Here is a 24,291-nt window from a genome sequence, read left to right as displayed (position 1 = left end):
TTTTAACATTCTTCTCTGCCTATGATAATTATCATATTTTAAACGCCAGCCACCTAGTAATTTTGTTAATATAAATTTAAAGGTATGAGTGTTATTTATCTATTAATTTCGGTAAGTATTTTCGTGGCGATTTGTTTCTTTATTGCCTTCATTATCGCTGTTAAAACCGGTCAGTACGATGACGATTATACGCCCTCAGTCAGAATTCTTTTTGATGATGAGACAAAAATTACTTCCCAAAATAATAATTCACCAATTGAAGAAAAACAAGTATAAATTATGGAAATGGAACAGTTTTATTACGACAACAAAATTGTAAAAAAATTCATTTACGCCACCATTCTTTTTGGAGTCGTGGGTATGTTAGTGGGACTGACCTTAGCGGTTATGTACCTTTTTCCCAATATCACAGATGGGATTTCATGGCTTAGTTATGGTCGTTTAAGACCTTTACACACAAATGCCGTTATTTTCGCCTTTGTTGGGAATGCCTTTTTTGCAGGAATGTATTATTCAATGCAAAGATTGCTGAAAGCCAGAATGTTTAGTGACTTTTTAAGTAACCTTCATTTTTGGGGCTGGCAGTTAATTATTGTTGCTGCAGCAATCACCTTACCATTAGGATATACATCTTCAAAAGAGTATGCAGAACTTGAATGGCCTATTGATATTGCAATAGCGTTAATTTGGGTTGTAATGGGAATTAATATGATAGGTACAATGCTTAGAAGAAGAGAGCGCCACCTGTATGTAGCAATTTGGTTTTACCTTGCTACGTTTGTTACAGTTGCTGTACTGCATATTTTTAACAACATCGAAATCCCTGTTTCAGCATTAAAAAGTTATTCTGTTTACGCCGGTGTTCAGGATGCTTTGGTGCAATGGTGGTACGGACATAATGCGGTTGCATTTTTCTTAACAACACCATTTTTAGGGTTGATGTATTACTTTGTTCCTAAAATTGCAAACCGTCCAATTTATTCTTATAGGTTATCAATTATTCACTTCTGGTCTTTAATTTTTATCTATATCTGGGCAGGACCTCACCACTTATTATATTCAGCGTTACCAAACTGGGCTCAAAATTTAGGTGTAGCATTTTCTGTAATGCTTATTGCTCCATCTTGGGGAGGTATGATCAACGGACTTTTAACTTTAAGAGGTGCGTGGGATAAAGTTCGTGAAGAACCAGTTTTAAAATTCTTCGTTGTAGCAATTACAGGTTATGGTATGGCCACTTTTGAAGGTCCAATGTTATCTCTTAAAAATGTAAACGCGATTGCGCACTATACAGACTGGATTGTTGCTCACGTACACGTAGGAGCTTTGGCTTGGAACGGATTTATGTCATTTGCGATTATTTATTGGTTAATTCCACGAATGACAAAAACAACATTATTCTCTAAAAAATTAGCCAACTTCCATTTCTGGATTGGTACTTTAGGAATTATTGTATATACAATTCCACTATATGTGGCTGGTTTCCAACAAGCTTCAATGTGGAAACAGTTTAATCCTGACGGAACTTTAACATACGGAAACTTCCTTGAAACAGTAACAGCTATTATGCCAATGTACTGGATGAGAGCGATAGGAGGTAGTTTATATCTAATAGGAATGCTGACATTGGTTTACAATATCATCATGACAGTTAAAGCTGGCGAAACAATTGAGGATGAATTAGCTCAGGCTCCAGCTTTACAAAAAATAAGCAGCAGTAGATTAAGTGGAGAAAAATTCCACTCATGGTTAGAAAGAAAACCAATTCAGTTAACCATTTTAGCTACGATTGCTATTTTAATTGGAGGTATTATTCAGATTGTGCCAACGATTATGGTAAAATCAAATATTCCAACAATTTCTAGTGTAAAACCATATACACCATTAGAACTTGAAGGACGTGATTTATACATTAGAGAAGGATGTGTAGGCTGTCACTCACAATCAGTTCGTCCGTTTAGAAGTGAAGTTGAACGTTATGGTGTTCAGTCAAAAGCAGGAGAATTTGTTTACGATCATCCATTCTTATGGGGATCAAAACGTACAGGTCCGGATTTATTAAGAGTAGGTGGTAAGTACAACGACAACTGGCACTTTAACCATATGTGGAATCCGCAAAGTACTTCCGCAGGATCAATTATGCCAGGTTACAAATGGCTATTTGATAATAAACCAATGGATATTTCATTGACACAGAAAAAAATGCAGGCAATGATTTCATTAGGAGTTCCTTACACTGAAGCTGATGTTGCAAATGCTCAAAAAACATTACGAGATCAGGCAGTTAAAATTGAGAAAAGTTTAGAAAGCGATCCTGACTTTGTGAAAAGTTATGAAGACAGCCGTAAAAAAGCTGCTGCAAAAGGTGAAAAATTCATTCCAATGAATGAAAGAGAAATTGTGGCTTTGATTGCTTATATACAAAGACTTGGTACTGATATTAAAGTAAAAGAAACTAAATAACAGCATTATGTTTGAACAAATAAAACACAATATGGAAACAATATCGGGTGTAGAAATTTACCCGATACTTTCCCTCTTGATTTTCTTCTTATTTTTTGTAGGATTAGGCATTTGGGTGTTCTCTTATAAAAAAGATAAAATTCAGGAAATGAGCAATATACCTTTAGAAGAAGGGCAAGTTATAATCTCAAAAGATAGATAAAAAATGAAAAAGTTTTTCCCAGTATATGTTAGAGTACCGTTGATTTTCTTCATCGTATTTGCTTTGATGGAATATTTTATAGATTCAGGCGACAAACCGGCTTTTATTAAGTATCCAATGGTATCTGTCTTTTTATTTGTTTTCTTATTCATATTAATTGCAATCGAAGTTACTCTAAGTGCAGTAAATAGAGTAATGTATCAATTAATGTCACCGGAAGAAAAAGCAAAATTAGAATACGAAAATAGTTTAAGCTTTAAAGAAAGCACTTGGTTCAAAGATTTGATGCACAAGCTTACTAAAACAGAACCAATGTCTAAAGAGGCTGATCTTTTAATGGATCATGACTATGACGGAATTAAAGAGTTAGACAACAATTTACCGCCATGGTGGGTATATTTATTCTACATCTGTATCATTTTCGGAGTAATCTATGTAGTTCGTTATGATGTATTAGGAGCTGATGATCAGGAAATGGAGCTGAAAAAAGAAATGGCTCAGGCAAAAATAGATGTCGAAGAATATTTAAAAACGGCACCGGATTTAATGGATGAGAAAACCGTTGTTTTACTTACAGATGAGCCAAGTTTAGCAGCAGGAAAAGAGATTTTTACAAATAATTGTGCGGCCTGCCACAGGGCAGATGCCGGCGGACAAATTGGACCAAACTTAACAGATGACCGATGGATTTTAGGTGGAGGAATTAAAAACTTATTCCACACCATTACAAATGGAGGTCGAGATGGAAAAGGGATGATTGCCTGGAAAGGAACTCTAAAACCAAAAGAAATTCAAAAAGTAGCGAGTTATATCTTATCGTTGCAGGGATCAAATCCAAAAGATCCAAAAGAAGCTGAAGGAGAAGTTTGGGTAGATGAAAGCGCACCTGTAAATGATGCAACATCTGCCGCTCCAAAAAAAGATACCACAGAAGTTAAAAAATAAAATAGAATACCATGTCAAATTTACCAGACGAAGCTTTTAGAGATACCATTGGAACGATAGATGAAGGTGGTAAACGGAAATTCATTTTTCCAAAAAAACCGTCTGGTAAATTTTATGATTACCGTAAAATTGTCAGTTATGTTTTATTGGCAATCTTATTTATAAATCCATTTATAAAGATAAACGGAAACCAATTTATGATGTTCAATATTATTGAACGCCGTTTTAATATTTTTGGATTTCCTTTCTGGCCTCAGGATTTTTACCTCTTTGTAATTTCAATGCTTATAGGCGTTGTATTTATACTCTTATTTACCGTTGTTTTTGGCCGAATATTTTGTGGGTGGATTTGTCCGCAGACTATTTTTCTGGAAATGGTTTTCCGTCGAATTGAATATTGGATTGACGGTGACCGCGGTGCACAATCACGTTTGGCAAGACAAGAATGGAACGCTGAAAAAATCAGAAAAAGACTGATTAAGTGGACTATTTTCTTTTTAATCTCTTTTATTATTGCTAATGTTTTTCTGGCTTATTTAGTAGGAAGCGATGCTTTGCTGTTAATGGTTGAACAAGGGCCTATTGAACAGGCTAGTAATTTTATTGCACTGCTTATTTTTACCGGAGTTTTCTATTTTGTTTTTGTATGGTTTCGTGAACAAGTATGTATTATCGCTTGTCCTTACGGAAGACTGCAAGGTGTTCTTTTAGATAATAAATCAATAAACGTTGCGTATGATTTTGTTAGAGGCGAAAAAGAAGAGGGAAGAGCAAAGTTTAATAAAAAAGAAGACAGAGCTTTAACCGGAAAAGGAGATTGTATTGACTGTCTTCAATGTGTTCATGTCTGCCCAATGGGAATTGATATTCGAAACGGAACTCAGTTAGAATGTACAAATTGCACTGCGTGTATCGATGAATGCGATCATATCATGGAAAGTGTAGGACTTCCTAAAGGACTTATACGCTACGCATCAGAAGATGAAATTGCTAAAAAAGAACCTTTTAGGTTTACTGCCAGAATGAAAGGCTACAGCGCTGTTTTGTTTATTTTATTGAGTATTTTTGTTGGAATGTTATTTTTAAGAACTGATCTTCAGGCAGTTGTTTTACGTTTACCAGGGCAGCTTTTTCAGCATAAAGGAGAAAAAATAAGTAACGTATATACGTATAAAATTGTCAACAAGACAATGAAAGATTACAACGATATTCACTTTGAGTTAATAGATCAAAAAGGTGAAATCAGGAATGTTGGAAAACAGCATTTTAAAGTAGCAAAAGAAGGAATTTCTCAAGGAACTTTATTTATAGAAATAGATGAAGTTTTATTAGAAAGCGACAAAACCAATGTGAAAATTGGCGTTTACAACGGAAATGAACTTCTCGAAACTACCAAAACAAATTTCTTAGGACCACGAAGTTTTAACTAAAACATATTTATCATGAAAATTAATTGGGGAACCGGAATTGTCATTGCATTTGCATTGTTTATGACTTTTATTTTATATTTTGTTTTTGAAGTACAATCAAATAGTAAATATGATAACGATTTGGTTGTAGAAGAATATTACAAACACGATACGCATTTTCAGGAAGAAATGGCCCGAATTCAAAATGCACATGATTTACAGCATAAACCTTCGATTAAATTTGAAGAACAAGGTGTAAAAGTAACTTTTCCAGCTACTTTTGAAAGCGACAAGATAAAAGGAAACATTTTATTATATCGTCCTTCAAATAAAAAGTTTGATTTTGATACTCAGATTGCTTTAACAAATTCTTCTATAGTTATTCCACACAAAAAACTTATAAAAGGACGCTGGGATGTTAATATGGAATGGCAGTATGAAGGTAAAAAATACTTAACAAAAGAAGTTATTTACGTAAATTAATAAAAATGTTATTTTCTGCTTTCATATTAGGTCTTATAAGCAGTCTGCATTGCGTTGGCATGTGCGGACCAATTGCGATGATGCTTCCTGTTGACCATCAAAATGAAGTTAAAAAAGTAACACAAATACTGACTTATCATTTAGGAAGATTAACTGCCTATGCTGTAATTGGGTTAATCTTTGGGTTATTAGGCAGAGGCTTTTTCTTGGCCGGAATGCAGCAAAAAATGTCAATTTTTATTGGTATTGCGATGATCTTAATTGCTTTAATACCAGAAAAAGTTTTTGCTAAATACAATTTTTCAAAACCAGTTTACAAAGTAATTTCAAATATAAAATCAAGTTTAGGAAGCCAGTTTAAAAAGAAGAGTTATAAATCTCTTTTTACAATTGGCTTATTAAATGGATTTTTACCCTGCGGTATGGTATATGTTGCTTTATTTGGAGCAATTGCAATGCAGAGTGCAGGTTTTGGTGTTTTGTATATGCTATTGTACGGATTAGGAACAATTCCTTTAATGACCGTTGTAGTGTATGTGAAATCACTTTTAAAATTACCATTTAGAAATAAACTTCAAAAAGCAATTCCTTATGTTGCCGTGATAATTGGAGTATTGTTTATTTTGCGTGGTTTGGGTTTAGGAATTCCCTATTTATCTCCTTCAAATATAAGTTTGTTTGTTCAGGGAACTCCTAATTGTCATTAAACTGTCATCGAAAACAAGTTTGTTTCCGGTGATTTTCTTTTTAAATGTAAATCAAAAGCCATGCAGATGTTACGAACAAATGGTCTTCCTGCTTCGGTAATTTTGATTTTATTTTCTTCAATTATAATTAACTGATCGTTTTCTATTTCTTTTAAAGAGCTTAATACTTCCGGCAATTCTTTAAAGTATAAAGAATCCTGATTCCAGGAAGTTTCGAGTTCGCAGGTTAAATTTAAAATATGTTTTCTGATGATAAGATCTTCTTTATTTAAAATATGGCCTTTTACAACCGGAATTTGATCCCATTCGAGTAATTGATAATAATCCTCAAGATTTTTAGTGTTTTGAGCAAAACCATACCAGCTGTCACTAATAGAAGAAACTCCTAAACCAATCATAAGCTGTGTTTTTGAGGCGCTGTAGCCCATAAAATTTCTATGCATAGTTTTGTTTTGTGCCGAATGATACAAACTGTCTGATTTTAAAGCAAAATGATCCATTCCAATTTCATGATAACCATTTGCAGAAAGCAGTTGTTTGCCAGTTTCGTATAATTCTCTTTTTTCGGCATCCTTAGGAAGGTTTTCTTCATTAAAACCTCGTTGGCCATTTCCTTTAATCCACGGAACATGAGCGTAACTGTAAAATGCCAGACGATCTGGTTTTACAGAATTTGTTTTTTCAACAGTATCAATTACATCTTCAACGGTTTGAAAAGGAAGACCAAATATAATATCATGACCTATTGAAGTATAACCAATTTCTTTTGCCCAAAAAGTAACTTTTGCAACGTTATGAAAAGGCTGAATACGATTAATTGCCTTTTGTACCTTTTCTGAGTAATCCTGAACGCCAAAACTAACTCGGCGAAAGCCTAAATCATATAGTTTTTTTAATTGTTCGTACGTTGTATTATTAGGGTGACCTTCAAAACTGAATTCATGGTTTTCGGCTTTATTGGCAAAGCTGAAAATGCCATTTATTAAATGTTCTAAATTATTTACAGAAAAGAAAGTAGGAGTTCCTCCGCCCAAATGTATTTCTTTTATAAGAGGTTTTTCCGGCAGTAATCTGCAGTATAAACTCCATTCTTTTAAAACGGCCTGAATATATTTTTCTTCAACAGAATGATTTTTTGTGATTCGTTTGTTGCAGCCGCAAAAGGTGCACATACTTTCGCAAAATGGTAAATGGATATATAAACTGATGCCGTTTTGAGAATTGCTTTCTGAAAATGATTTTTGAAAAGAAGATTTCCATTCTTCTACAGTAAAAGCAGCTTCATTCCAATAAGGTACGGTAGGATAACTGGTGTATCTTGGCCCTGGTACATTGTACTTCTGGGTTAGTGAAATTTTCATAAAGACGGATTTAGTTTTCACCAAAATTACCGTTTGAAACTGGTGTATAAAATGACAAATATCATATTAATTAATAAAAAAAGAGACTCATAAAGAGCCTCTTTCTACTGAATTAAATAACTAACATTAAATAGAATCCTGAATGATTTTAAGCCATTTTTTCGCAAACATATGATCTTGATACACGCTTATTTGTTTAATGCGGTCATCATCAAAATCATAGAATGGAATTATTATTTTTTTTGAAGTTTCTTTATCCTGAAATTCAAAATCTATTTTTACGATAGTATCTGAATTGCCGTCTGTTGTTGGGATTAATTTACATGAAGAAACACTTTTCAAATCGACATAGGTTGATTCCTGCTGATTTGGATTGAAATTCATTAGAATAAATTTTCTGTTTTTTTGATCGATTGTAAGTGTTTTATTGCTTTGAGATTCAGTTAAATCAAATTCCTGCGGATTGTTTGGATTGAATTTCTTTTTGATATTTAAGATTCGTGATTTGTTTGCAGCGCTCGATCGTGCTGAAAAATATATTGGAATGGCTACTATGATCGCGATCACAATACCAATTATGGTTACACTTGTTTCCATTTTTTGATTTTTAAGGTTGGTAAAATAATAGGAAATAATAAACAGTTTTCAGTATGAAAACGGCTTAGTTATGATGAAGAATTATTTCTTCAAAATATAATTTCGGGAATTATTTACCAAAAAAAATGGAAGGCATAGAGCAGTAACTGAATTTTTTTGCTCTGAGTGGTAAACTGATTAGTAAAGTTAAATGCAGATTTAACTGCTTTGTGCTGCGGAATAATAACAAGAAGTGCATCAAACCATTTGATTACCGCCGCGGTATCTGTTTTGATATTTGCAGCAAATTGATAACTGCCCTGAGGCTGAATAAATGCTGAAGAATCGGCTATGTCTTTACAGAAATTCGTATCTGTTTTTTGACTTTCACTTTTTTGCACAGGAAACTCATCTGCTTTAACAGCAAAAAGAGCTATGATTAAAAGTGATACAAAAAATATGGTTTTACGAATCCAATTCATGGCTGCGAATTTAGTTCATAAAACACAATAAACGAAATTTTAAGTGCTAATTACTTCTTAAAATGGTTTATTATTTTATCCTCAGCTTAAATAAAAGCTGAGGATAAAATGTTTTTATTGCTGCATTTTGAAGTAATAGTCGGCAGAGTGTTTTCCTCCTCCGTAAAATAAGAAGAAAATACATAGTAATAAAACTACGATTGCTAGAATTAAGCTTTCAGAGTGCATGTGTCCCATTAAATTTACTAAGACAGCACCAAATAGTACAGGTAATTGAGCTGCAATTGCCCAGCGGGTAAGCAGCCCGAATACAATCATTATCCCTCCAATCATATGGGCTGGTGCGATGTAATGCAAAAGAAACATGCCGCCTCCAAACCGATCAATAGGAGAAATTAAATCATGTAAATATTGAATATTTGTTACAAACGAAATCCCTTTCATAAATAAAAAAACACCCAATATAATACGCACCAAATCTACTGGTAAATAAGTATGCGAGTTCGCCCACTTATTTAAGCTTTTAACATTTTCCATGATACTACGTGATTAAAAATTATTACATAAAGTTACTAATTTTTAATGATATATGTAATTTAAGTGTCTGGAAATAAGTTTTTTACTTTTTATTTAACGTCTTTTTTGAATTATTAAAAAGTTAAACCTGAATTACTCCTAAATTAAATGGTTTTTGAATAGGAGCGTGGTTAGCAGCTTCAATTCCCATTGAGATCCATTTTCGGGTATCAAGCGGATCTATAATAGCATCTGTCCATAATCTTGAAGCGGCATAGTATGGCGAAGTCTGTTCGTCGTAACGTGCTTTTATTTTGTTAAATAATTCGGCTTCTTTTGTCTCGTCAATAACTTCTCCTTTTGCTTTAAGTGAAGAAGCTTCTATCTGCGCCAAAACTTTAGCTGCCTGAGTTCCGCCCATTACGGCAAGTTCTGCACTTGGCCAGGCAAATATTAATCTTGGATCATAGGCTTTACCGCACATGGCATAATTTCCTGCTCCGTATGAATTACCTACAATAACAGTAAATTTTGGTACAACAGAATTACTTACTGCATTTACCATTTTTGCACCGTCTTTAATAATTCCGCCATGTTCTGATTTTGAGCCTACCATAAATCCGGTAACATCCTGCAAAAATACAAGTGGAATTTTCTTTTGATTACAATTCGCAATAAAACGGGTTGCTTTGTCGGCACTGTCGGAATAAATAACGCCTCCAAACTGCATTTCACCTTTTTTGGTTTTCACGACTTTACGCTGATTGGCAACGATACCCACAGCCCAGCCGTCAATTCTGGCGTAACCGGTAATTATAGTTTGACCATAGCCGTCTTTATACGCTTCAAATTCTGAATTATCAACCAAACGATTAATGATTTCCATCATATCATATTGCTCGTTTCTGGCTTTTGGTAAAATTCCGTAAATATCGTTTTGTTCTAAAGCAGGTTTTTCGGCTTTGATTCGGCTGTAACCGGCTTTGTCGAATTCACCAATTTTATCGACAATATTTTTAATCTTATCTAAAGCATCTTTATCATCTTTAGCTTTATAATCAGTAACTCCGGAAATTTCGCAGTGTGTTGCTGCGCCTCCTAAGGTTTCGTTATCTATGGTTTCGCCAATAGCGGCTTTTACTAAATAACTTCCGGCAAGGAAAATACTTCCGGTTTTATCTACAATTAAAGCTTCGTCACTCATAATGGGCAGATAAGCGCCTCCGGCAACACAGCTTCCCATAACGGCAGCAATTTGTGTGATTCCCATACTGCTCATTTGAGCATTGTTTCTAAAAATTCGACCGAAATGTTCCTTATCAGGAAAAATTTCATCCTGCATAGGAAGATAAACTCCTGCGCTGTCTACCAAATAAATAATAGGAAGTCTGTTTTCTATTGCAATTTCTTGTGCGCGAAGGTTTTTCTTTCCTGTAATAGGAAACCAGGCACCGGCTTTTACTGTAGCATCATTAGCCACAACAATGCATTGTTTTCCTTTTACATATCCTATTTTAACAACAACGCCGCCAGAAGGGCATCCGCCGTGTTCTGCATACATTCCTTCTCCGGCAAAACCGCCAATTTCAATACTATTTGAATTTTCATCTAATAAATAAGCGATACGTTCACGAGCCGTCATTTTTCCTTCGGCATGTAATTTTTCGATACGTTTTTCGCCTCCGCCTAATTTTACTTTGGCAAATTTTTGTTTTAATTCTGAAAGTAAGAGTTTATTGTGATCTTCGTTTTTATTGAAGTTTAAATCCATGATATAATATTGATTTTACAAAATAGTGTTGGCTAATTTACAAAATCAGTTGAAATAAATGAGTTGTTTTGTGAATTTAGAAAAAAGTTTATGAATGTATTTTCTTGTTTTTTCAAAATTGAACAAATAAACATAAACCAATTATTTTTCTTTAATTTGTTTTTTCATACTAATTAGTATTTTATGTCTAAAGCTGCAAATACCCGACTTACAATTCTTCAAAAAGCATTTGAATTGATTTATACAAAAGGATACCAAACTACAAGTATTGATGAAATTATTGCAACTACGCAGGTTACAAAAGGAGCATTTTATTATCATTTTAAAACAAAAGATGAAATGGGAATTGCTATTATTGAAGATATTCTGCGTCCTACAATGCTAGAACATTTTATAAAACCAACTGAGGCTTCAGAAAATCCCATTGAAGATTTTTATAACATGATTTCTTATTTACTGCTTGAAGATCCTTTTTTACAGGTAAAATACGGTTGCCCTGTTGGGAATCTTACGCAGGAAATGACACCATGGAACAACAGATTCAGTGAAGCCTTGTCTGAATTGGTCAATTTATGGAAAGAAACCTTAATTAAAGCTGTTGAAAAAGGAAAAGATTCAGGATTGATTAGAAATAATGTTTCAGGCGAGCAAGTTGCTTTTTTTATCTTATCCGGCTATTGGGGAATACGGAATTTTGGAAAACTTCAAAATGATAATTCATCTTATCTTGTTTATTTAAAAGAACTTGAATCATATTTAAACGGTTTGAAATAAAAAAAAATCAAAAACATACTAATTAGTATGTTTTTGAATATATTTGCATTGTCTTAATCAAAAAACAATGTATCAAACACTTTTATCAGGTCATTCTTTTATAAGATGGCTCGTATTACTAAGCTTATTGTATTCTATTTACTTGGCTTACAAAGGTTATTCTCAAAAACTTCCATTTACTAAAAAGGTAAACGTTATTAGGCACTGGACGGCCACAATTGCACATATTCAACTTCTTTTTGGAATATTAGTGTATGTGCAGAGTCCAATTGTTAAATATTTCTGGAGAAATTACAAAGATGCCTTTTCAAATTTAGATGCGTCTTTTTTCGGAATTATTCACATCTTTTTGATGCTGCTTGCCATTATCGTTATTACCATTGGCTCAGCTTTGGCTAAAAGGAAACTTTTAGATGAACAAAAATTCAAAACTATGTTTTTGTGGTTTTCAATTGCTTTGTTAATCATTTTTATTGCTATTCCTTGGCCATTTTCTCCTCTTGCAAACCGACCTTATTTTAGATAATTATGAAAAATTTACTTGAAACAAATACCGGAAGATTACGAATTATTGGCTTTTTAGAAGGAACTTCTCTTTTAATTCTGCTTTTTATAGCTATGCCAATGAAATATATTTTTGAAATGCCTTTTCTAACTCGTTCCGTAGGAACTATTCACGGAGCTCTATTTCTGCTTTTTATTTTTAATACTTTAAGTGTTGGAGTAGAGCAGAGCTGGAAATTTAAAGATACAACCTGGAAAGTGCTTTTAGCCTGTGTTATTCCATTTGGCACTTTTTATATTGATTCAAAAATTTTGAGTAAAATCGATAATCAGTAATATTTAGTATTATGGTTTTTGTATTTAAAACAAATATTGACAGTGTTTCGAAAGTAAAGAAAGTTACGCCGAAACTCAATAGGTTATTTCCAAATTCAAAGTGGAATTTTGATCTCGAAGACTGCGATAATATTCTACGATTTGAATGTAAAGATGATATTATCGAGAAAGTAATTTTTTTAATGAAAGTAATTGGCTTTGAATGTGAAGCTTTATAAAAATGAAAAAGGCAGAAGTTTTATCTTCTGCCTTTTTTATCTTAATGCAATTCTTTTTATTTTTTAGGATTGCAGACCATTCTTTTTAACATTGCCCACTGTTTTAAAGCATCACGCGCTTCAACAGCCGGATAACCCAGCATTGTTTTTCCTGCTGGAACGTCTCCCGTAACCCCAGATCCTGCGCCAATTACAGCACCGTCGCCAATTGTGGTATGATCTTTTATAGAAGCGCTTCCGCCAATAATTACGCCGTTTCCTAATGTTACAGAACCTGCTAAACCGCTGTTTCCTGCCATGATACAGAATTTTCCCAGTTTACTGTTGTGACCTATCTGAACTAGATTATCAATTTTACAACCGTCTCCTAAAACAGTAGAGCTAAATTTACCGCGGTCAACGCATGAATTTGCTCCAATTTCGACTCCGTTGCCAATAATTACGTTTCCAATCTGCGGAATTTTTACCAAGCCTTTTTCTGTGCAAGGACGAAATCCGAAACCATCTGCACCAATTGTTGCATTTGGGTGAATGATACAATCGCTGCCAATATGACAACGCTCGCGAACGACTGTTCCTGACCAGATTATGGTGTTTTTTCCAATCGTACATTCATCAAGAATCGTAACATTTGGATATATAGTAGCATGGGCGCCAATTTCTACTTTTGGACCTATATAACAACCGGCACCAATTTTTGCGCCTTCGCCAATTATGGCTGTTTCGTCTACAGTTGCAGTTTTATGAATATTGTTATGAAATACGGGTGTTGGCGGTGCAAAAAGAGCAAGAATTTGAGACATCGCTAAATCGGCATTTTTTACTTTAATAAAAGCGCGATTCTCACCCGGTTCGATCGAAATATCTTCGTTTACAACAGCAATTGATGCATTTGATGTCGACCAGTATTTTTCGTATTTTTTATTTCCTATAAAAGAAATTTCTGAAGTTGTAGCTTTTTCTAATTGTTCTGTTGCGGTAATGCTTTGTGAAGTAGTGCCGTAAATTACGCCATTTATAACTTCATTAATTTCTTGAATTGAATACGATCTCATTGACAATTTTTAATCACTTGGGGTTAATTTTTGCCAAATAAAATAAATTAGATTTTAATTACCTAATAAAATTTTTGAGTTTCTTAATAATTATTTAAAATAGAAGTCTAAATATTACAAAATTAACATTTTAATTATTAAATTAATGAAGTTTTTTTAATAATTAGAACTGGTGTAATTTGATTTTTAGATGAATTATCTTAAAAAATATGTACAGGAAAATAAATTATTTAATTGATAAGTACTGACCTACATATATTTTGTTAATTATTCTTTACTTGAATGAATATTCAAAAAAAAAGCGATTCACATTTAAGGAATCGCTTTTGAAATTATTCTTTGATTTTAGATAATGAAACTGCATTTATGCAATATCGCAAACCGCTTGGCGGAGGTCCGTCTGGAAAAACGTGCCCTAGATGCGCATCGCATACATTGCATACAACTTCAACACGCACCATTCCGTACGATCTGTCGGCGTGATATGCAATAGCATTTTCTTTAATTGGCTGCGTAAAAGAAGGCCAGCCTGTTCCTGATTCAAATTTTTCACTTGCATCAAATAAAACAGTGCCGCAACATTTACATTCGTAAATTCCCGGATCAAATAAACTGCATAATTCAGAGCTGAAAGATCTTTCAGTTCCTTTTAAACGTGTTACCTGATATTCTTCAGGAGTTAAAAGCTGTTTCCATTCTTCTTCTGTTTTCTCAACTCTTTTTTCAGGAGCCGGATTTCCTTTATTTGTAAAATGAATTACATCTGCCCATTTTATCATAACTATTGTTTTTTTAGTAAAATATGAAAAAGTTTAATTGTCAAAAGGATAATTAGAATAACGCTTATATTCTCCCGTTTCACAATTTATTTTAACTACATAATGCTTAAGATTTCTGGGAACTAAATCATCTGGAAGTGTTCCTGATTCTGTTTCTTCGCCAAATAAATAGTAACTATTTTCTGGACCAACCTCAATACCATTTATTGTGGTAGTTCTAAAAACCTGATTTTTTCTTTTTTCTTTAAGAATACGCTCGGCATCTTCAATTTTAATCTTGCATCTTTTTGCAAAACCATAATATTCAATACTATCAGTAGCGCTAATTTTTTTAATATGTTTTGAGATTTCGGGATTTATCCAGCCATTTTGTCTCAAAAGTATTGCACTTGAAAAAACTTCATTATTAACGCTTGGATTATTATTAAATCGACAATCATGGCTTCCAAGATAACCTGTCATTCCATAATGAAGATAAGCATAATGACTGTAACCTGAAATATAATAATGTAATTTGTTTTGTGTTGTAACTACGATTGTATCGGTTTTTAAAAAGCTCTTGTAGGGAATAGCAATAGTTTTGTATTCATTACCATCATCTTTTTTAAAACCATTTTTAATTAAGGTGTCCTGAATAAATTTCCCTTCTCTAAGAATTTGAAATTTAAGAACACTAATTTCGTTTTTTTTGAATTTTGCGAACTGAATTTCCGGTTGTTCAGTAATAAATTTGACGGAATCACATTCTTTTGAGAATGCAATTCCATCAATTTCAGCTTGTTTTATGCGGTTACTTGATGACCAAAAGAACCATCCAATTGCTATTGCCAATAATGTAATAACAACAGCAATTAATGTTAAACAACCTTTTACATATTTGTTCATTTATTCTTCCTCTTTCTGTCCCATCATCATTAAATAGGCTTTAAGGAAAGGATCAATATTTCCGTTCATAACGCCGTCAACGTCGCTGGTTTCGTAACCTGTACGAACATCTTTTACTAATTTATAAGGCTGCATTACGTAATTACGAATCTGCGAACCCCATTCGATTTTCATTTTTCCGGCTTCAATATCAGCACGCTGCGCTTGTTGTTTCTTTAGCTCAATTTCATATAATTGAGAACGAAGCATTTGCATAGCACGCTGTCTGTTATCTTGTTGTGATCTGGTTTCAGAACACTGAATTTGAATTCCGGTTGGTTTATGTACCAATTGTACTTTCGTTTCAACCTTATTTACGTTTTGTCCTCCGGCGCCACTTGAACGAGAAGTTGTAATTTCGATATCGGCAGGGTTAATGTCAATTTCGATACTATCGTCTACAAGTGGATATACATACACAGATACAAATGAAGTATGACGTTTGGCATTACTGTCAAAAGGAGAAATTCTAACCAAACGATGTACACCGTTTTCACCTTTTAAGTAACCAAAAGAATAATCACCTTCAAATTCTAAAGTTACGGTTTTAATTCCGGCAACGTCGCCTTCCTGAAAGTTAAGTTCTTTTATTTTGTAGCCATAACTTTCGCCCCACATCATGTACATACGCATAAGCATTCCGGCCCAGTCGCAGCTTTCAGTTCCTCCGGCTCCGGCAGTAATCTGTACAACGGCACTTAAACTGTCACCTTCGTCAGAAAGCATGTTTTTGAATTCGATGTTTTCAATGTGAGCTTGTGCAGTATCATATTGCTCATCAAGTTCCTCTACAGAAAGTTCTCCTTCTTTATAAAAATCATAAGCCAGCTGTAATTCGTCTGTAAGACTTACCGCTTTATCATAATCTTCAATCCATTTTTTCTTGTTTCGAAGGTTTTTTACAATGTTTTCTGCTTCTTTTGGATTGTTCCAAAAATCAGGCGCAAAAGTTTTTTCTTCTTCGTTTGCAATTTCGATTAGCTTGGCATCAACGTCAAAGATACCTCCTCAACGCACCAAGGCGCTCCACAATACCTTTTACTTGTTCGGCTGTTGTCATAAATTAATAACTTGTTTTTTAGATGTTTTTTGTTGTAATTTGATTAGTCTTTGTCGAAAACTAATGTGTAATTTCGTTGTACAAAAATAAGATTTAGTTTTTAGAATTCAGCTATAAAATACTGTGCAAAAAAGTATAGATTTGTGAGGGCTGATTTTTTAATAAAAACAATTGATTGGAAAAATAAGAAATCAAATTTTGAATTATTAATGCCTGTTTTATATGTTTTTTACAAATATTACGTTAATTTGGTTGTATGTAATCTCCAAGTTAAAATTTATTAAAACATGAGATTAATAACTAACAGTTATACGTAATTTAGCAGTCCAAAATATATAGTTTTATATGGAAATAAATTTAATTAGCGATACCATTACCAAGCCTACGTATGAGATGCTTCAGTATATGTTTAACGCTCATGTGGGCGACGATGTATATAAACAGGATCCTACGGTTATCGAATTAGAGACAAGAGTAGCCGAATTTTTTGGTATGGAAGCTGGACTTTTCTTTCCGTCTGGAACTATGGCAAATCAAACTGCAATTAAACTTCATACACAGCCGGGAGAACAGTTAATTGCTGATAAATATGCGCATGTTTTTCATTATGAAGGAGGAGGTGTTTCTTTTAACAGCGGTGTTTCTTGCTGTTTATTAGATGGAGACCGAGGTATGATTAATGCAAAACAAGTTGCAGCCGCAATTAATGATCCTGAATTTTATCATAGCCCATTAACAAGTTTGGTTTGTGTAGAAAATACAACAAATAAAGGCGGCGGTGCCTGCTATGAATTGCAGGATTTAAGAGATATAAAAAAGGTTTGTGATGCTAATAATTTAAAGTTTCATTTAGACGGTGCCAGAATTTGGAATGCATTGGTTGCAAAGAGACAAAATCCGAAGGAATTTGGTGCTATTTTCGATACTATTTCGGTTTGTTTATCAAAAGGATTAGGCGCTCCAATTGGTTCAGTTTTGCTTGGAAGTAAAGCTGATATTCATAGAGCGTTGAGAATCAGAAAGATATTAGGCGGAGGAATGCGTCAGGTTGGATATTTAGCCGCTGCCGGATTATATGCTTTAGCTAATAATATAGAAAGATTAGCAGAAGATCACCGCCGAGCTAAAGAAATTGGAGCTATTTTAAGCACAAAATCATGGGTTGCATCTGTAGAACCTGTTGAAACTAATATTTTAATTTTTTCATTGGCAGAAGGTTACAGCGACCAGCTTTTGATTGAAAAATTAAAACAGAAAAATATTTTAATAAGTTCTTTAGGGCATAATAAACTTAGAATTGTTACCCACTTAGATTATAAAGAAGTAATGCATACCTATGTAGTAGAAACGCTTTCGAAGATTTAGAAAAGAAGGTCCTAAGCCGCTAAGTTTCTGAGATTCTAAGCTTAAATCAGATAAAAAAGGCGAAGTTTTTATAAAAACTTCGCCTTTTTAAGTCTTAGTATCTCAGAAGATTAGCAGCTTAGAAACTTAGAAACTCAGAACCTTAGTACCTTATTTAAACAAATTATCCATTCCCGGAATAGATGGCATATCCATTCTAGCAACAGCGTCTAATTCTCTTTCGTTAACACTTGTAGCTTTTTCAATTGCTTTGTTTAGAGTAACAATTAAGTAATCTTCTAATTGTTCTTTGTCTTCTAAAAGAGAATCATCAATAGAGATTGATTTTATTTTTCTATTTGCAGTAACCGTAATTTTTAATAATCCGTCAGCGCTTTGTTCGTCAATTAAAACAGTATCAAGGCGTTTCTTTGTATCTTCAATTTTTTGCTGGGTTTCTTTAAGTTTACCCATCATTCCCATTAAATCCATTTTTTGTTGATTTTTAAATTGTTTCATACAAAATTACTATATTGCTGTATGATTACAATAGAATATTTTATGAAAAATTTAATTTCGTTCTATATGTGATTGTAGTATTTTTGTGTCTCCGAATTAAAAACCTAATGCTTAATTAAATCAATGCAGAACGATATACTGGCTCCAAAAGCCAAAGAAATTCCAAAATCATTAAAGAAACATAAAGAAACAAGAATCGATAATTATTTTTGGCTTAACGACAGAGAAAACCCGGAAGTTATCGATTATTTAAACAAGGAAAACGAATACTATCAGCAAATGACAGCTCATACAAAAGATTTACAAGAATCTTTATATGAGGAAATGAAAGCAAGAATTAAAGAAGATGATTCGTCTGTGCCTTATTTCTATAATGGTTATTTCTATATCACTCGATTTGAAACAGGCCAGGATTACCCAATTTTCTCCAGAAAAAAAGGAAGCCTTTCGGCAGATGAAGAAATTCTTTTTAACTGCAATGAATTAGCAAAAGGGCATGCGTATTTTAAATTAGGAGGTTTAAGTATAAGTCCTGATAATAAGTTTGCCAGTTTTGGTACAGATATCGTAGGAAGAAGAATTTATACCATTCAAATTAAAAATCTTGAAACAGGTGAAATTCTGGCAGATAAAATTGAAAATGCAACAGGCGGATCTGTCTGGGCAAATGATAATAATACAATTTTCTACACAAAACAAGACGAAGTTACGCTAAGAGCAGACAAAATATTCAGACATAAGTTAAATACAGAATCTGCTGCTGATGTTTTGGTTTATAATGAAACCGATGATACTTTTAATGTTTCGGTTAGTAAAGAAAAATCAAGAAAATATATTGTAATAAGTTCAGGAAGTACTTTAACGACTGAATATAGAATTTTAAATTCTGATAATCCAGATGGCGAGTTTGAAGTATTTCAGCCTCGTGTTCGCGGATTAGAATACAGTATTTCTCATTATGAAGATTCGTTTTATATTTTAACCAATAAAGATAAAGCTACGAATTTCAAATTAATGAAAACACCTGAAAATAAAACAGGGAAAAGAAATTGGGTCGATGTGATTCCGCATCGCGAAGATGTTTTATTAGAAGATATTGAAATTTTTAAAAACTATTTAGTTGTAGAAGAGCGTTCAAATGGTTTAAATCACATCAGAATCATGCCTTGGAACGATGAGCCTGGTTATTATCTGCCGTTTGGAAGTGAAACTTATAATGCATTTACAACCACAAATATTGATTTTGATACCGATATTTTGCGTTACAGCTATCAGTCGCTTGCAACGCCATCTTCGGTAATTGATTTTAATATGAAAACTAAAACCAAAGAAATCTTAAAAGAACAGCAGGTTTTAGGTGGTAAATTTGATAAAGAAAATTATATAGAAGAACGTGTTTGGGCTACAGCGAGAGATGGTGTAAAAGTGCCAATTTCGATGATTTATAGAAAAGGTCTGCAGAAAAATGGAAAAAATCCGCTTTTATTGTACGCTTATGGATCATACGGAATCACGATGGATACTTATTTTTCATCAACAAGACTTTCGTTGTTAGACCGCGGATTTGTTTATGCAATTGCTCATATTAGAGGAGGAGAGGATTTAGGCAGACAATGGTATGAGGACGGAAAACTGTTAAAAAAGAAAAATACCTTTACAGATTTCATCGATTGCTCTAAATTTGTAATAGACGAAAAATATACTTCGCCGGAACATCTTTATGCTGAAGGTGGATCTGCGGGAGGACTTTTAATGGGAGTTATTGTAAATGAAGCTCCCGAGTTATATAATGGAGTTATAGCTCAGGTTCCTTTTGTAGATGTTATTACAACAATGCTGGACGACAGTATTCCGCTTACAACAGGAGAATACGACGAATGGGGAAACCCAAATAATAAAAAGTATTACGATTATATGTTATCGTATTCACCATACGATAATGTAAAAGCGCAGAATTATCCAAATATGTATGTATCTACAGGATTACACGATTCGCAGGTACAATATTGGGAGCCAGCTAAATGGGTAGCCAAATTAAGAATTTTAAAAACAAATAATAATCAATTGTTTTTAGATACTAATATGGATGCCGGACACGGCGGGGCTTCAGGACGTTTTGAGGCTTTAAAAGACTTAGCAAAAGAATTTAGTTTTTTATTAGATTTAGAAAAAATTAAAAGCTAATTAGAAATTTTTTGTTAAATTTGCAACCTATCAAGGTATTTTAAAAATGCCTTCGATTAACTATTTTTTTATGAAAGAAGAAATAAACGCTTATAATAATGTTTTAGAGTTAATAGGTAACACCCCACTTATTAAGCTAAATAAAATCACCGAAGAGTTAGAAGGAAATTTCTACGCAAAGGTAGAAGCTTTTAATCCAGGTCATTCCTCAAAAGATAGAATAGCGTTATATATTATTGAAGAAGCCGAAAGAAAAGGAATATTGTCACCAGGCGATACCATAATAGAAACTACATCAGGTAATACAGGTTTTAGTTTAGCAATGGTAAGCATTATAAAAGGGTACAATTGTATTTTGGCCGTAAGTTCAAAATCATCCAAAGATAAAATCGACATGCTGCGAAGTCTGGGAGCAAAAGTATATGTCTGTCCCGCTCATGTTTCTGCAGATGATGAAAGATCTTACTATAATGTAGCAAAACGATTACACGAGGAAACAAAAGGCTCAGTTTACATTAATCAATATTTCAACCAGCTAAATATTGATGCGCACTACAACACTACAGGTCCCGAAATCTGGGAACAAACAAAAGGAAAAATTACACATCTTATTGCTTGCAGCGGAACAGGAGGAACTATCTCAGGAACTGCAAAATTCTTAAAAGAGCAAAATCCAAATATTAGAATTTTAGGTGTAGATGCTTTTGGATCAGTTTTGAAAAAATACCACGAAACAAGAGAATTTGACAATAAAGAGATTTACCCATATCGTATTGAAGGTTTAGGTAAAAATTTAATTCCTTCAGCAACAGATTTCGACATCATCGATAAGTTTATGAAAGTAACCGATGAAGAGAGTGCGCATTCTGCAAGAGAAATTACTCGTAAAGAAGGATTATTTGTTGGATATACATCTGGAGCAGTAATGCAGGCGATTAAGCAATATGCAGAGGAAGGTGAGTTTACAAAAGACAGCAACATTATAGCAATTTTCCCTGATCATGGATCACGCTATATGAGCAAAGTATTCAGCGATGACTGGATGAATGAACAAGGTTTCTTTGATAGTGTTAACGAAGAAGAAGCTCAAAAAGTTGAATTTGTGAAATAAGATTTATCTTAAATATATTTAAAACTCCATTTATTTTGAATGGAGTTTTTTTTTGCTCTTATTGCAAATAAAGAAAAGGATTTATAAACCGTGTATTTTTTTATTGCCAAAATGTTTGTTTTGTTTAAAAAAGCGTATTTATACGTAGGAAATAATCTTTTCGGTTGAATAAAAAATATAATTTTAACTAAAAGGGCTAAAGTATAATAATCTGTTTTTCACGGTTAAAAAATATCAAATTTGGTTATTTTAACGATTATTTTGGTAACTGAACGAAGAAATTTTCTACAAGTTGTGCATTAATATAGATTAGCGGTGTAAAATTAACACATTTATTTTCAACCCGTTAAATCTATCATTATGAAAAAAATACTACTCTCGTTATTGTTTGTAAGTTATTTAAATGGGGATGCTCAAAACCTAATTCAGGAGTTTAATTTTAATGGCACTTTAAATAACGAATCAAATACTATTTCTTTTATGGGCTCAAATGATTTTGTTGCCGATAGGGAAGGAATTGCAGGAAAAGCTCAAAGATTAAATAATAAGGCTCTGGAAGCTGTGATTGATAATCTTCCTCAAGGCAATACAGGAAGAACTGTAAGCATTTGGGTGAAGTTTAATGATATTGCTTCGGCAAATTACATTTGGGGTTATGGCTCGGCTTATAATGCGCAATATTTTGGTTTATTACATCAAGGAACTACATCGTCAAATTCTGATTTAAGTTTAGCAGGATGGGGCGCTGCAAATGATGTTATAGTTTCTACCGGACTGGCAAAAGGAATTTGGTATCAATACACTACAACATTTGATGGAACAGTTTCTAAAATATACAGAAACGGAGAATTGTTGAAGTATATAAGCGGTTTAAAACGTTCTACAAAAGGAAACATTTTTAGATTAGGAGAAATCAATACAAGTGTTGGTATAAATGCAGACATAGATGATTTAAAAATTTACGACGGAGCATTGACAGATGAACAAGTTTTAGAATCGTATAATAAATCAAAACCGCTCATTACGGCAATTTCTGAAACAACAGTTTCTGCTAAAACTGCAAAAGGAACGGTAAGAACTAAAACAAATGCAAAATCAACTATATCAAGCTCAATAATAGCCAATAAAGATGTAAATGCAGGAACAAAAAATATCGAAGTATTTTCGCAAGGAGAGAAGGTTTTAGGAAGCAATAGTTCAATGAATATTAATGATCTTCCAGAGGGAACTTATTTGCTAAAAATAACAAATACGCCAGGCAAGAAAATTACTTCAAAATAATTATTACCTTATTTTTAAAATAGTTAGTTAGTTTTTTTATATTTTTTAGTAGCAATCAGGTTTTGGAACAGGTAAAAAGTCTTCTGAATTTCGGGAGACTTTTTTGATTTTTAATACTTCTGGATTTTTTGAACTTAAAAAATAAATGATTTAAAGACTATGCTTTGAATTTTGTGAGAATTGTATATTTAGATGTAGGAATTGCTTGGAGGTGTTGAATTAAAATTATAGTTTTAACAAAATTTATAAAAATATAATTAATATTTTAAGATCCTGAGGATTTATCGTTTAGCGATAACCTTATTATTTTTAAATACATATAAATAAAGCTAATCTCTTTTGCATATGAAAAAAACATTACTCACTTTCTTGTTTGTGAGTTTTTTAAGCGTGAATGCTCAAAATCCAGTTCAGGAATTCAATTTTAATGGAAATTTAAATAGTGCCGATAATTCTATTTCTTTTTTGGGTGCGCCCACTTTTGCGAGTGATAGATTAGGTGTGGCTAACGGAGCATTACGATTAAACAATAAAGCTTTTCAGGCTGTTGTTGGCGATCTTCCGCAGGCAAATAAGCCCAGAACCATTTCTGTTTGGGTTAAATTTAATGGTTTAACGATTCCGAATTACATTTTGGGTTATGGTACTCCAGCAAACGGACAGTATTTTGGTTTATCTCAACAGGCCGCAACGGGAGGAAATTCTGATGTAAGTCTAATAGGCTGGGGCGATACAAGTAATGTTGTGGCTTCGGTGCCGCTTGCAAAAGATACTTGGTATTTTTATAGTTTAACGTATGATGGAGCTATTTCAAAAGTATATCGAAATGGTGAATTATTAAAAACTGTTGAAGGAATTTCGCGTTCTACAAAGGGATATATTTTAAATATTGGAAAGCTGAATGCGTCTACAAGTATTAATGCTGATATTGATGATCTTAAATTATATGCCGTAGCAATGACAGATGAGCAGGTTATGGAGTCTTATAACAGTTCTAAACCTGTGCCAGTTGTAACAGAATCAGCTCCGGTTTCGAATACAAGAAAAATCACAATTCTGCCGGCTAAAACAACGGCTTCTAACAGTCCGGTAACTGAAGGTTATAAAACCAGTAAAAATGTTGAGGTCTTTTCGCAAGGCAAACAAATTCCGGGAATCAACGCTTCAAACATCACTGATTTACCAGAAGGTACTTATTTGATTAAGGTGATAAGTGGCAGTGCTAAAAAATAACATTCAAATTTTTATAAAAAGAAAGCCTTCTGAATTTCAGAAGGCTTTCTTTTT

Annotated in this window: 26 protein-coding genes; 16 read left to right on the top strand and 10 right to left on the bottom strand. The window is 33.2% G+C overall.

Annotation, left to right across the window (positions count from 1 at the left end):
- The first annotated feature begins 84 nt into the window (after window positions 1-84).
- From ccoS to ABD859_RS12465, 7 genes are read left to right on the top strand one after another with little or no spacing between them, the layout of a single operon-like run.
- A complete protein-coding gene (gene ccoS, locus ABD859_RS12495) occupies window positions 85-276 on the top strand; it encodes a cbb3-type cytochrome oxidase assembly protein CcoS (RefSeq protein WP_345144753.1) in 192 nt (63 codons plus the stop codon).
- Between the two features lie 3 nt (window positions 277-279).
- Window positions 280-2,463 carry a cytochrome-c oxidase, cbb3-type subunit I gene (gene ccoN / locus ABD859_RS12490; RefSeq protein ID WP_345144751.1) on the top strand — a complete coding sequence of 728 codons (2,184 nt, stop codon included), beginning with the start codon at window positions 280-282 and terminating at the stop codon, window positions 2,461-2,463.
- 7 nt (window positions 2,464-2,470) lie between these two features.
- On the top strand, window positions 2,471-2,665 hold the full coding sequence (locus tag ABD859_RS12485) for a CcoQ/FixQ family Cbb3-type cytochrome c oxidase assembly chaperone (protein WP_345144749.1): 195 nt from the start codon (window positions 2,471-2,473) through the stop codon (window positions 2,663-2,665).
- 3 nt (window positions 2,666-2,668) lie between these two features.
- Window positions 2,669-3,610 carry a cbb3-type cytochrome c oxidase N-terminal domain-containing protein gene (locus ABD859_RS12480; RefSeq protein ID WP_345144747.1) on the top strand — a complete coding sequence of 314 codons (942 nt, stop codon included), beginning with the start codon at window positions 2,669-2,671 and terminating at the stop codon, window positions 3,608-3,610.
- 11 nt (window positions 3,611-3,621) lie between these two features.
- Window positions 3,622-5,040 (top strand): cytochrome c oxidase accessory protein CcoG, encoded by a 1,419-nt coding sequence (ccoG, locus tag ABD859_RS12475; RefSeq protein ID WP_345144745.1) that lies wholly within the window; start codon window positions 3,622-3,624, stop codon window positions 5,038-5,040.
- Between the two features lie 12 nt (window positions 5,041-5,052).
- Window positions 5,053-5,502 carry a FixH family protein gene (locus ABD859_RS12470; RefSeq protein ID WP_345144743.1) on the top strand — a complete coding sequence of 150 codons (450 nt, stop codon included), beginning with the start codon at window positions 5,053-5,055 and terminating at the stop codon, window positions 5,500-5,502.
- 5 nt (window positions 5,503-5,507) lie between these two features.
- On the top strand, window positions 5,508-6,209 hold the full coding sequence (locus tag ABD859_RS12465; RefSeq protein WP_345144741.1) for a sulfite exporter TauE/SafE family protein: 702 nt from the start codon (window positions 5,508-5,510) through the stop codon (window positions 6,207-6,209).
- Here the strand turns inward: ABD859_RS12465 and hemN are convergent.
- The 5 genes from hemN to ABD859_RS12440 all read right to left on the bottom strand — a co-directional run bounded on the left by hemN (window position 6,206) and on the right by ABD859_RS12440 (window position 10,915).
- Window positions 6,206-7,570, bottom strand: a complete 1,365-nt coding sequence (hemN, locus tag ABD859_RS12460) for an oxygen-independent coproporphyrinogen III oxidase (RefSeq protein WP_345144740.1) — start codon at window positions 7,568-7,570, stop codon at window positions 6,206-6,208. The genes ABD859_RS12465 and hemN overlap by 4 nt on opposite strands.
- Before the next feature lie 126 nt (window positions 7,571-7,696).
- Complete coding sequence (locus ABD859_RS12455) at window positions 7,697-8,167, bottom strand: hypothetical protein (RefSeq protein ID WP_345144738.1); 471 nt, start codon at window positions 8,165-8,167, stop codon at window positions 7,697-7,699.
- A gap of 113 nt (window positions 8,168-8,280) precedes the next feature.
- On the bottom strand, window positions 8,281-8,628 hold the full coding sequence (locus ABD859_RS12450; RefSeq protein ID WP_345144736.1) for a hypothetical protein: 348 nt from the start codon (window positions 8,626-8,628) through the stop codon (window positions 8,281-8,283).
- A 114-nt stretch (window positions 8,629-8,742) separates the two neighbouring features.
- Window positions 8,743-9,165, bottom strand: a complete 423-nt coding sequence (locus tag ABD859_RS12445; protein WP_345144734.1) for a DoxX family protein — start codon at window positions 9,163-9,165, stop codon at window positions 8,743-8,745.
- A 121-nt stretch (window positions 9,166-9,286) separates the two neighbouring features.
- Window positions 9,287-10,915 carry an acyl-CoA carboxylase subunit beta gene (locus ABD859_RS12440; protein ID WP_345144732.1) on the bottom strand — a complete coding sequence of 543 codons (1,629 nt, stop codon included), beginning with the start codon at window positions 10,913-10,915 and terminating at the stop codon, window positions 9,287-9,289.
- A 183-nt stretch (window positions 10,916-11,098) separates the two neighbouring features.
- Between ABD859_RS12440 and ABD859_RS12435 the strand changes: the two genes are divergently transcribed.
- The 4 genes from ABD859_RS12435 to ABD859_RS12420 all read left to right on the top strand — a co-directional run bounded on the left by ABD859_RS12435 (window position 11,099) and on the right by ABD859_RS12420 (window position 12,747).
- On the top strand, window positions 11,099-11,689 hold the full coding sequence (locus tag ABD859_RS12435) for a TetR/AcrR family transcriptional regulator (RefSeq protein WP_345144730.1): 591 nt from the start codon (window positions 11,099-11,101) through the stop codon (window positions 11,687-11,689).
- Window positions 11,690-11,756: 67 nt separating this feature from the next.
- Window positions 11,757-12,215 (top strand): hypothetical protein, encoded by a 459-nt coding sequence (locus tag ABD859_RS12430; RefSeq protein WP_345144728.1) that lies wholly within the window; start codon window positions 11,757-11,759, stop codon window positions 12,213-12,215.
- A 2-nt stretch (window positions 12,216-12,217) separates the two neighbouring features.
- The gene (locus tag ABD859_RS12425; protein ID WP_345144726.1) at window positions 12,218-12,529 is read left to right on the top strand and encodes a DUF3817 domain-containing protein; all 312 of its coding nucleotides are present in this window, start codon (window positions 12,218-12,220) and stop codon (window positions 12,527-12,529) included.
- 11 nt (window positions 12,530-12,540) lie between these two features.
- Window positions 12,541-12,747, top strand: a complete 207-nt coding sequence (locus ABD859_RS12420) for a hypothetical protein (RefSeq protein WP_345144724.1) — start codon at window positions 12,541-12,543, stop codon at window positions 12,745-12,747.
- 56 nt (window positions 12,748-12,803) lie between these two features.
- Here the strand turns inward: ABD859_RS12420 and lpxD are convergent, their stop codons facing one another.
- The 4 genes from lpxD to prfB all read right to left on the bottom strand — a co-directional run bounded on the left by lpxD (window position 12,804) and on the right by prfB (window position 16,565).
- Window positions 12,804-13,802, bottom strand: a complete 999-nt coding sequence (lpxD, locus tag ABD859_RS12415; RefSeq protein ID WP_345144722.1) for a UDP-3-O-(3-hydroxymyristoyl)glucosamine N-acyltransferase — start codon at window positions 13,800-13,802, stop codon at window positions 12,804-12,806.
- A 332-nt stretch (window positions 13,803-14,134) separates the two neighbouring features.
- On the bottom strand, window positions 14,135-14,581 hold the full coding sequence (msrB, locus tag ABD859_RS12410; RefSeq protein ID WP_345144720.1) for a peptide-methionine (R)-S-oxide reductase MsrB: 447 nt from the start codon (window positions 14,579-14,581) through the stop codon (window positions 14,135-14,137).
- A gap of 33 nt (window positions 14,582-14,614) precedes the next feature.
- Window positions 14,615-15,466: a hypothetical protein gene (locus tag ABD859_RS12405; RefSeq protein WP_345144718.1), complete on the bottom strand. Its 852-nt coding sequence runs from the start codon at window positions 15,464-15,466 to the stop codon at window positions 14,615-14,617.
- Window positions 15,467-16,565 (bottom strand): peptide chain release factor 2 gene (gene prfB / locus ABD859_RS12400; RefSeq protein ID WP_345144716.1). Its coding sequence is split into 2 segments (ribosomal slippage): window positions 15,467-16,501 and window positions 16,503-16,565, totalling 1,098 coding nucleotides; the frame shifts between segments, so codons are not numbered across the junction.
- Between the two features lie 345 nt (window positions 16,566-16,910).
- Here prfB and ABD859_RS12395 point away from each other — a divergent pair.
- Window positions 16,911-17,930 (top strand): threonine aldolase family protein, encoded by a 1,020-nt coding sequence (locus tag ABD859_RS12395; RefSeq protein ID WP_012024620.1) that lies wholly within the window; start codon window positions 16,911-16,913, stop codon window positions 17,928-17,930.
- Window positions 17,931-18,080: 150 nt separating this feature from the next.
- On the opposite strand, the gene ABD859_RS12390 is transcribed toward ABD859_RS12395, so the two are convergent.
- Window positions 18,081-18,401 carry a YbaB/EbfC family nucleoid-associated protein gene (locus ABD859_RS12390; RefSeq protein ID WP_345145549.1) on the bottom strand — a complete coding sequence of 107 codons (321 nt, stop codon included), beginning with the start codon at window positions 18,399-18,401 and terminating at the stop codon, window positions 18,081-18,083.
- Window positions 18,402-18,551: 150 nt separating this feature from the next.
- Between ABD859_RS12390 and ABD859_RS12385 the strand changes: the two genes are divergently transcribed.
- The 4 genes from ABD859_RS12385 to ABD859_RS12370 all read left to right on the top strand — a co-directional run bounded on the left by ABD859_RS12385 (window position 18,552) and on the right by ABD859_RS12370 (window position 24,237).
- The gene (locus ABD859_RS12385; protein ID WP_345144713.1) at window positions 18,552-20,612 is read left to right on the top strand and encodes a S9 family peptidase; all 2,061 of its coding nucleotides are present in this window, start codon (window positions 18,552-18,554) and stop codon (window positions 20,610-20,612) included.
- A 70-nt stretch (window positions 20,613-20,682) separates the two neighbouring features.
- Complete coding sequence (gene capA / locus ABD859_RS12380) at window positions 20,683-21,723, top strand: cysteate synthase (RefSeq protein ID WP_345144711.1); 1,041 nt, start codon at window positions 20,683-20,685, stop codon at window positions 21,721-21,723.
- Window positions 21,724-22,083: 360 nt separating this feature from the next.
- Window positions 22,084-23,004 (top strand): LamG domain-containing protein, encoded by a 921-nt coding sequence (locus tag ABD859_RS12375; RefSeq protein WP_345144709.1) that lies wholly within the window; start codon window positions 22,084-22,086, stop codon window positions 23,002-23,004.
- A 345-nt stretch (window positions 23,005-23,349) separates the two neighbouring features.
- Window positions 23,350-24,237 carry a LamG-like jellyroll fold domain-containing protein gene (locus ABD859_RS12370; protein ID WP_345144707.1) on the top strand — a complete coding sequence of 296 codons (888 nt, stop codon included), beginning with the start codon at window positions 23,350-23,352 and terminating at the stop codon, window positions 24,235-24,237.
- Window positions 24,238-24,291: the final 54 nt, after the last annotated feature.

This window comes from Flavobacterium ginsengiterrae, assembly GCF_039539785.1.
Lineage (GTDB): Bacteria > Bacteroidota > Bacteroidia > Flavobacteriales > Flavobacteriaceae > Flavobacterium > Flavobacterium ginsengiterrae.
The sequence above is the reverse complement of the archived record's forward strand: the minus strand, read 5'-3'. Positions and strand labels throughout refer to the sequence as shown.

Excerpts from the sequence above, each read along its gene's own strand:
- ccoS (WP_345144753.1), top strand. The coding sequence starts at position 85 with ATGAGTGTTATTTATCTATTAATTTCGGTAAGTATTTTCGTGGCGATT.
- ccoN (WP_345144751.1), top strand. The coding sequence starts at position 280 with ATGGAAATGGAACAGTTTTATTACGACAACAAAATTGTAAAAAAATTC.
- ABD859_RS12485 (WP_345144749.1), top strand. The coding sequence starts at position 2,471 with ATGTTTGAACAAATAAAACACAATATGGAAACAATATCGGGTGTAGAA.
- ABD859_RS12480 (WP_345144747.1), top strand. The coding sequence starts at position 2,669 with ATGAAAAAGTTTTTCCCAGTATATGTTAGAGTACCGTTGATTTTCTTC.
- ccoG (WP_345144745.1), top strand. The coding sequence starts at position 3,622 with ATGTCAAATTTACCAGACGAAGCTTTTAGAGATACCATTGGAACGATA.
- ABD859_RS12470 (WP_345144743.1), top strand. The coding sequence starts at position 5,053 with ATGAAAATTAATTGGGGAACCGGAATTGTCATTGCATTTGCATTGTTT.
- ABD859_RS12465 (WP_345144741.1), top strand. The coding sequence starts at position 5,508 with ATGTTATTTTCTGCTTTCATATTAGGTCTTATAAGCAGTCTGCATTGC.
- hemN (WP_345144740.1), bottom strand. The coding sequence starts at position 7,570 with ATGAAAATTTCACTAACCCAGAAGTACAATGTACCAGGGCCAAGATAC.
- ABD859_RS12455 (WP_345144738.1), bottom strand. The coding sequence starts at position 8,167 with ATGGAAACAAGTGTAACCATAATTGGTATTGTGATCGCGATCATAGTA.
- ABD859_RS12450 (WP_345144736.1), bottom strand. The coding sequence starts at position 8,628 with ATGAATTGGATTCGTAAAACCATATTTTTTGTATCACTTTTAATCATA.
- ABD859_RS12445 (WP_345144734.1), bottom strand. The coding sequence starts at position 9,165 with ATGGAAAATGTTAAAAGCTTAAATAAGTGGGCGAACTCGCATACTTAT.
- ABD859_RS12440 (WP_345144732.1), bottom strand. The coding sequence starts at position 10,915 with ATGGATTTAAACTTCAATAAAAACGAAGATCACAATAAACTCTTACTT.
- ABD859_RS12435 (WP_345144730.1), top strand. The coding sequence starts at position 11,099 with ATGTCTAAAGCTGCAAATACCCGACTTACAATTCTTCAAAAAGCATTT.
- ABD859_RS12430 (WP_345144728.1), top strand. The coding sequence starts at position 11,757 with ATGTATCAAACACTTTTATCAGGTCATTCTTTTATAAGATGGCTCGTA.
- ABD859_RS12425 (WP_345144726.1), top strand. The coding sequence starts at position 12,218 with ATGAAAAATTTACTTGAAACAAATACCGGAAGATTACGAATTATTGGC.
- ABD859_RS12420 (WP_345144724.1), top strand. The coding sequence starts at position 12,541 with ATGGTTTTTGTATTTAAAACAAATATTGACAGTGTTTCGAAAGTAAAG.
- lpxD (WP_345144722.1), bottom strand. The coding sequence starts at position 13,802 with ATGAGATCGTATTCAATTCAAGAAATTAATGAAGTTATAAATGGCGTA.
- msrB (WP_345144720.1), bottom strand. The coding sequence starts at position 14,581 with ATGATAAAATGGGCAGATGTAATTCATTTTACAAATAAAGGAAATCCG.
- ABD859_RS12405 (WP_345144718.1), bottom strand. The coding sequence starts at position 15,466 with ATGAACAAATATGTAAAAGGTTGTTTAACATTAATTGCTGTTGTTATT.
- ABD859_RS12395 (WP_012024620.1), top strand. The coding sequence starts at position 16,911 with ATGGAAATAAATTTAATTAGCGATACCATTACCAAGCCTACGTATGAG.
- ABD859_RS12390 (WP_345145549.1), bottom strand. The coding sequence starts at position 18,401 with ATGGATTTAATGGGAATGATGGGTAAACTTAAAGAAACCCAGCAAAAA.
- ABD859_RS12385 (WP_345144713.1), top strand. The coding sequence starts at position 18,552 with ATGCAGAACGATATACTGGCTCCAAAAGCCAAAGAAATTCCAAAATCA.
- capA (WP_345144711.1), top strand. The coding sequence starts at position 20,683 with ATGAAAGAAGAAATAAACGCTTATAATAATGTTTTAGAGTTAATAGGT.
- ABD859_RS12375 (WP_345144709.1), top strand. The coding sequence starts at position 22,084 with ATGAAAAAAATACTACTCTCGTTATTGTTTGTAAGTTATTTAAATGGG.
- ABD859_RS12370 (WP_345144707.1), top strand. The coding sequence starts at position 23,350 with ATGAAAAAAACATTACTCACTTTCTTGTTTGTGAGTTTTTTAAGCGTG.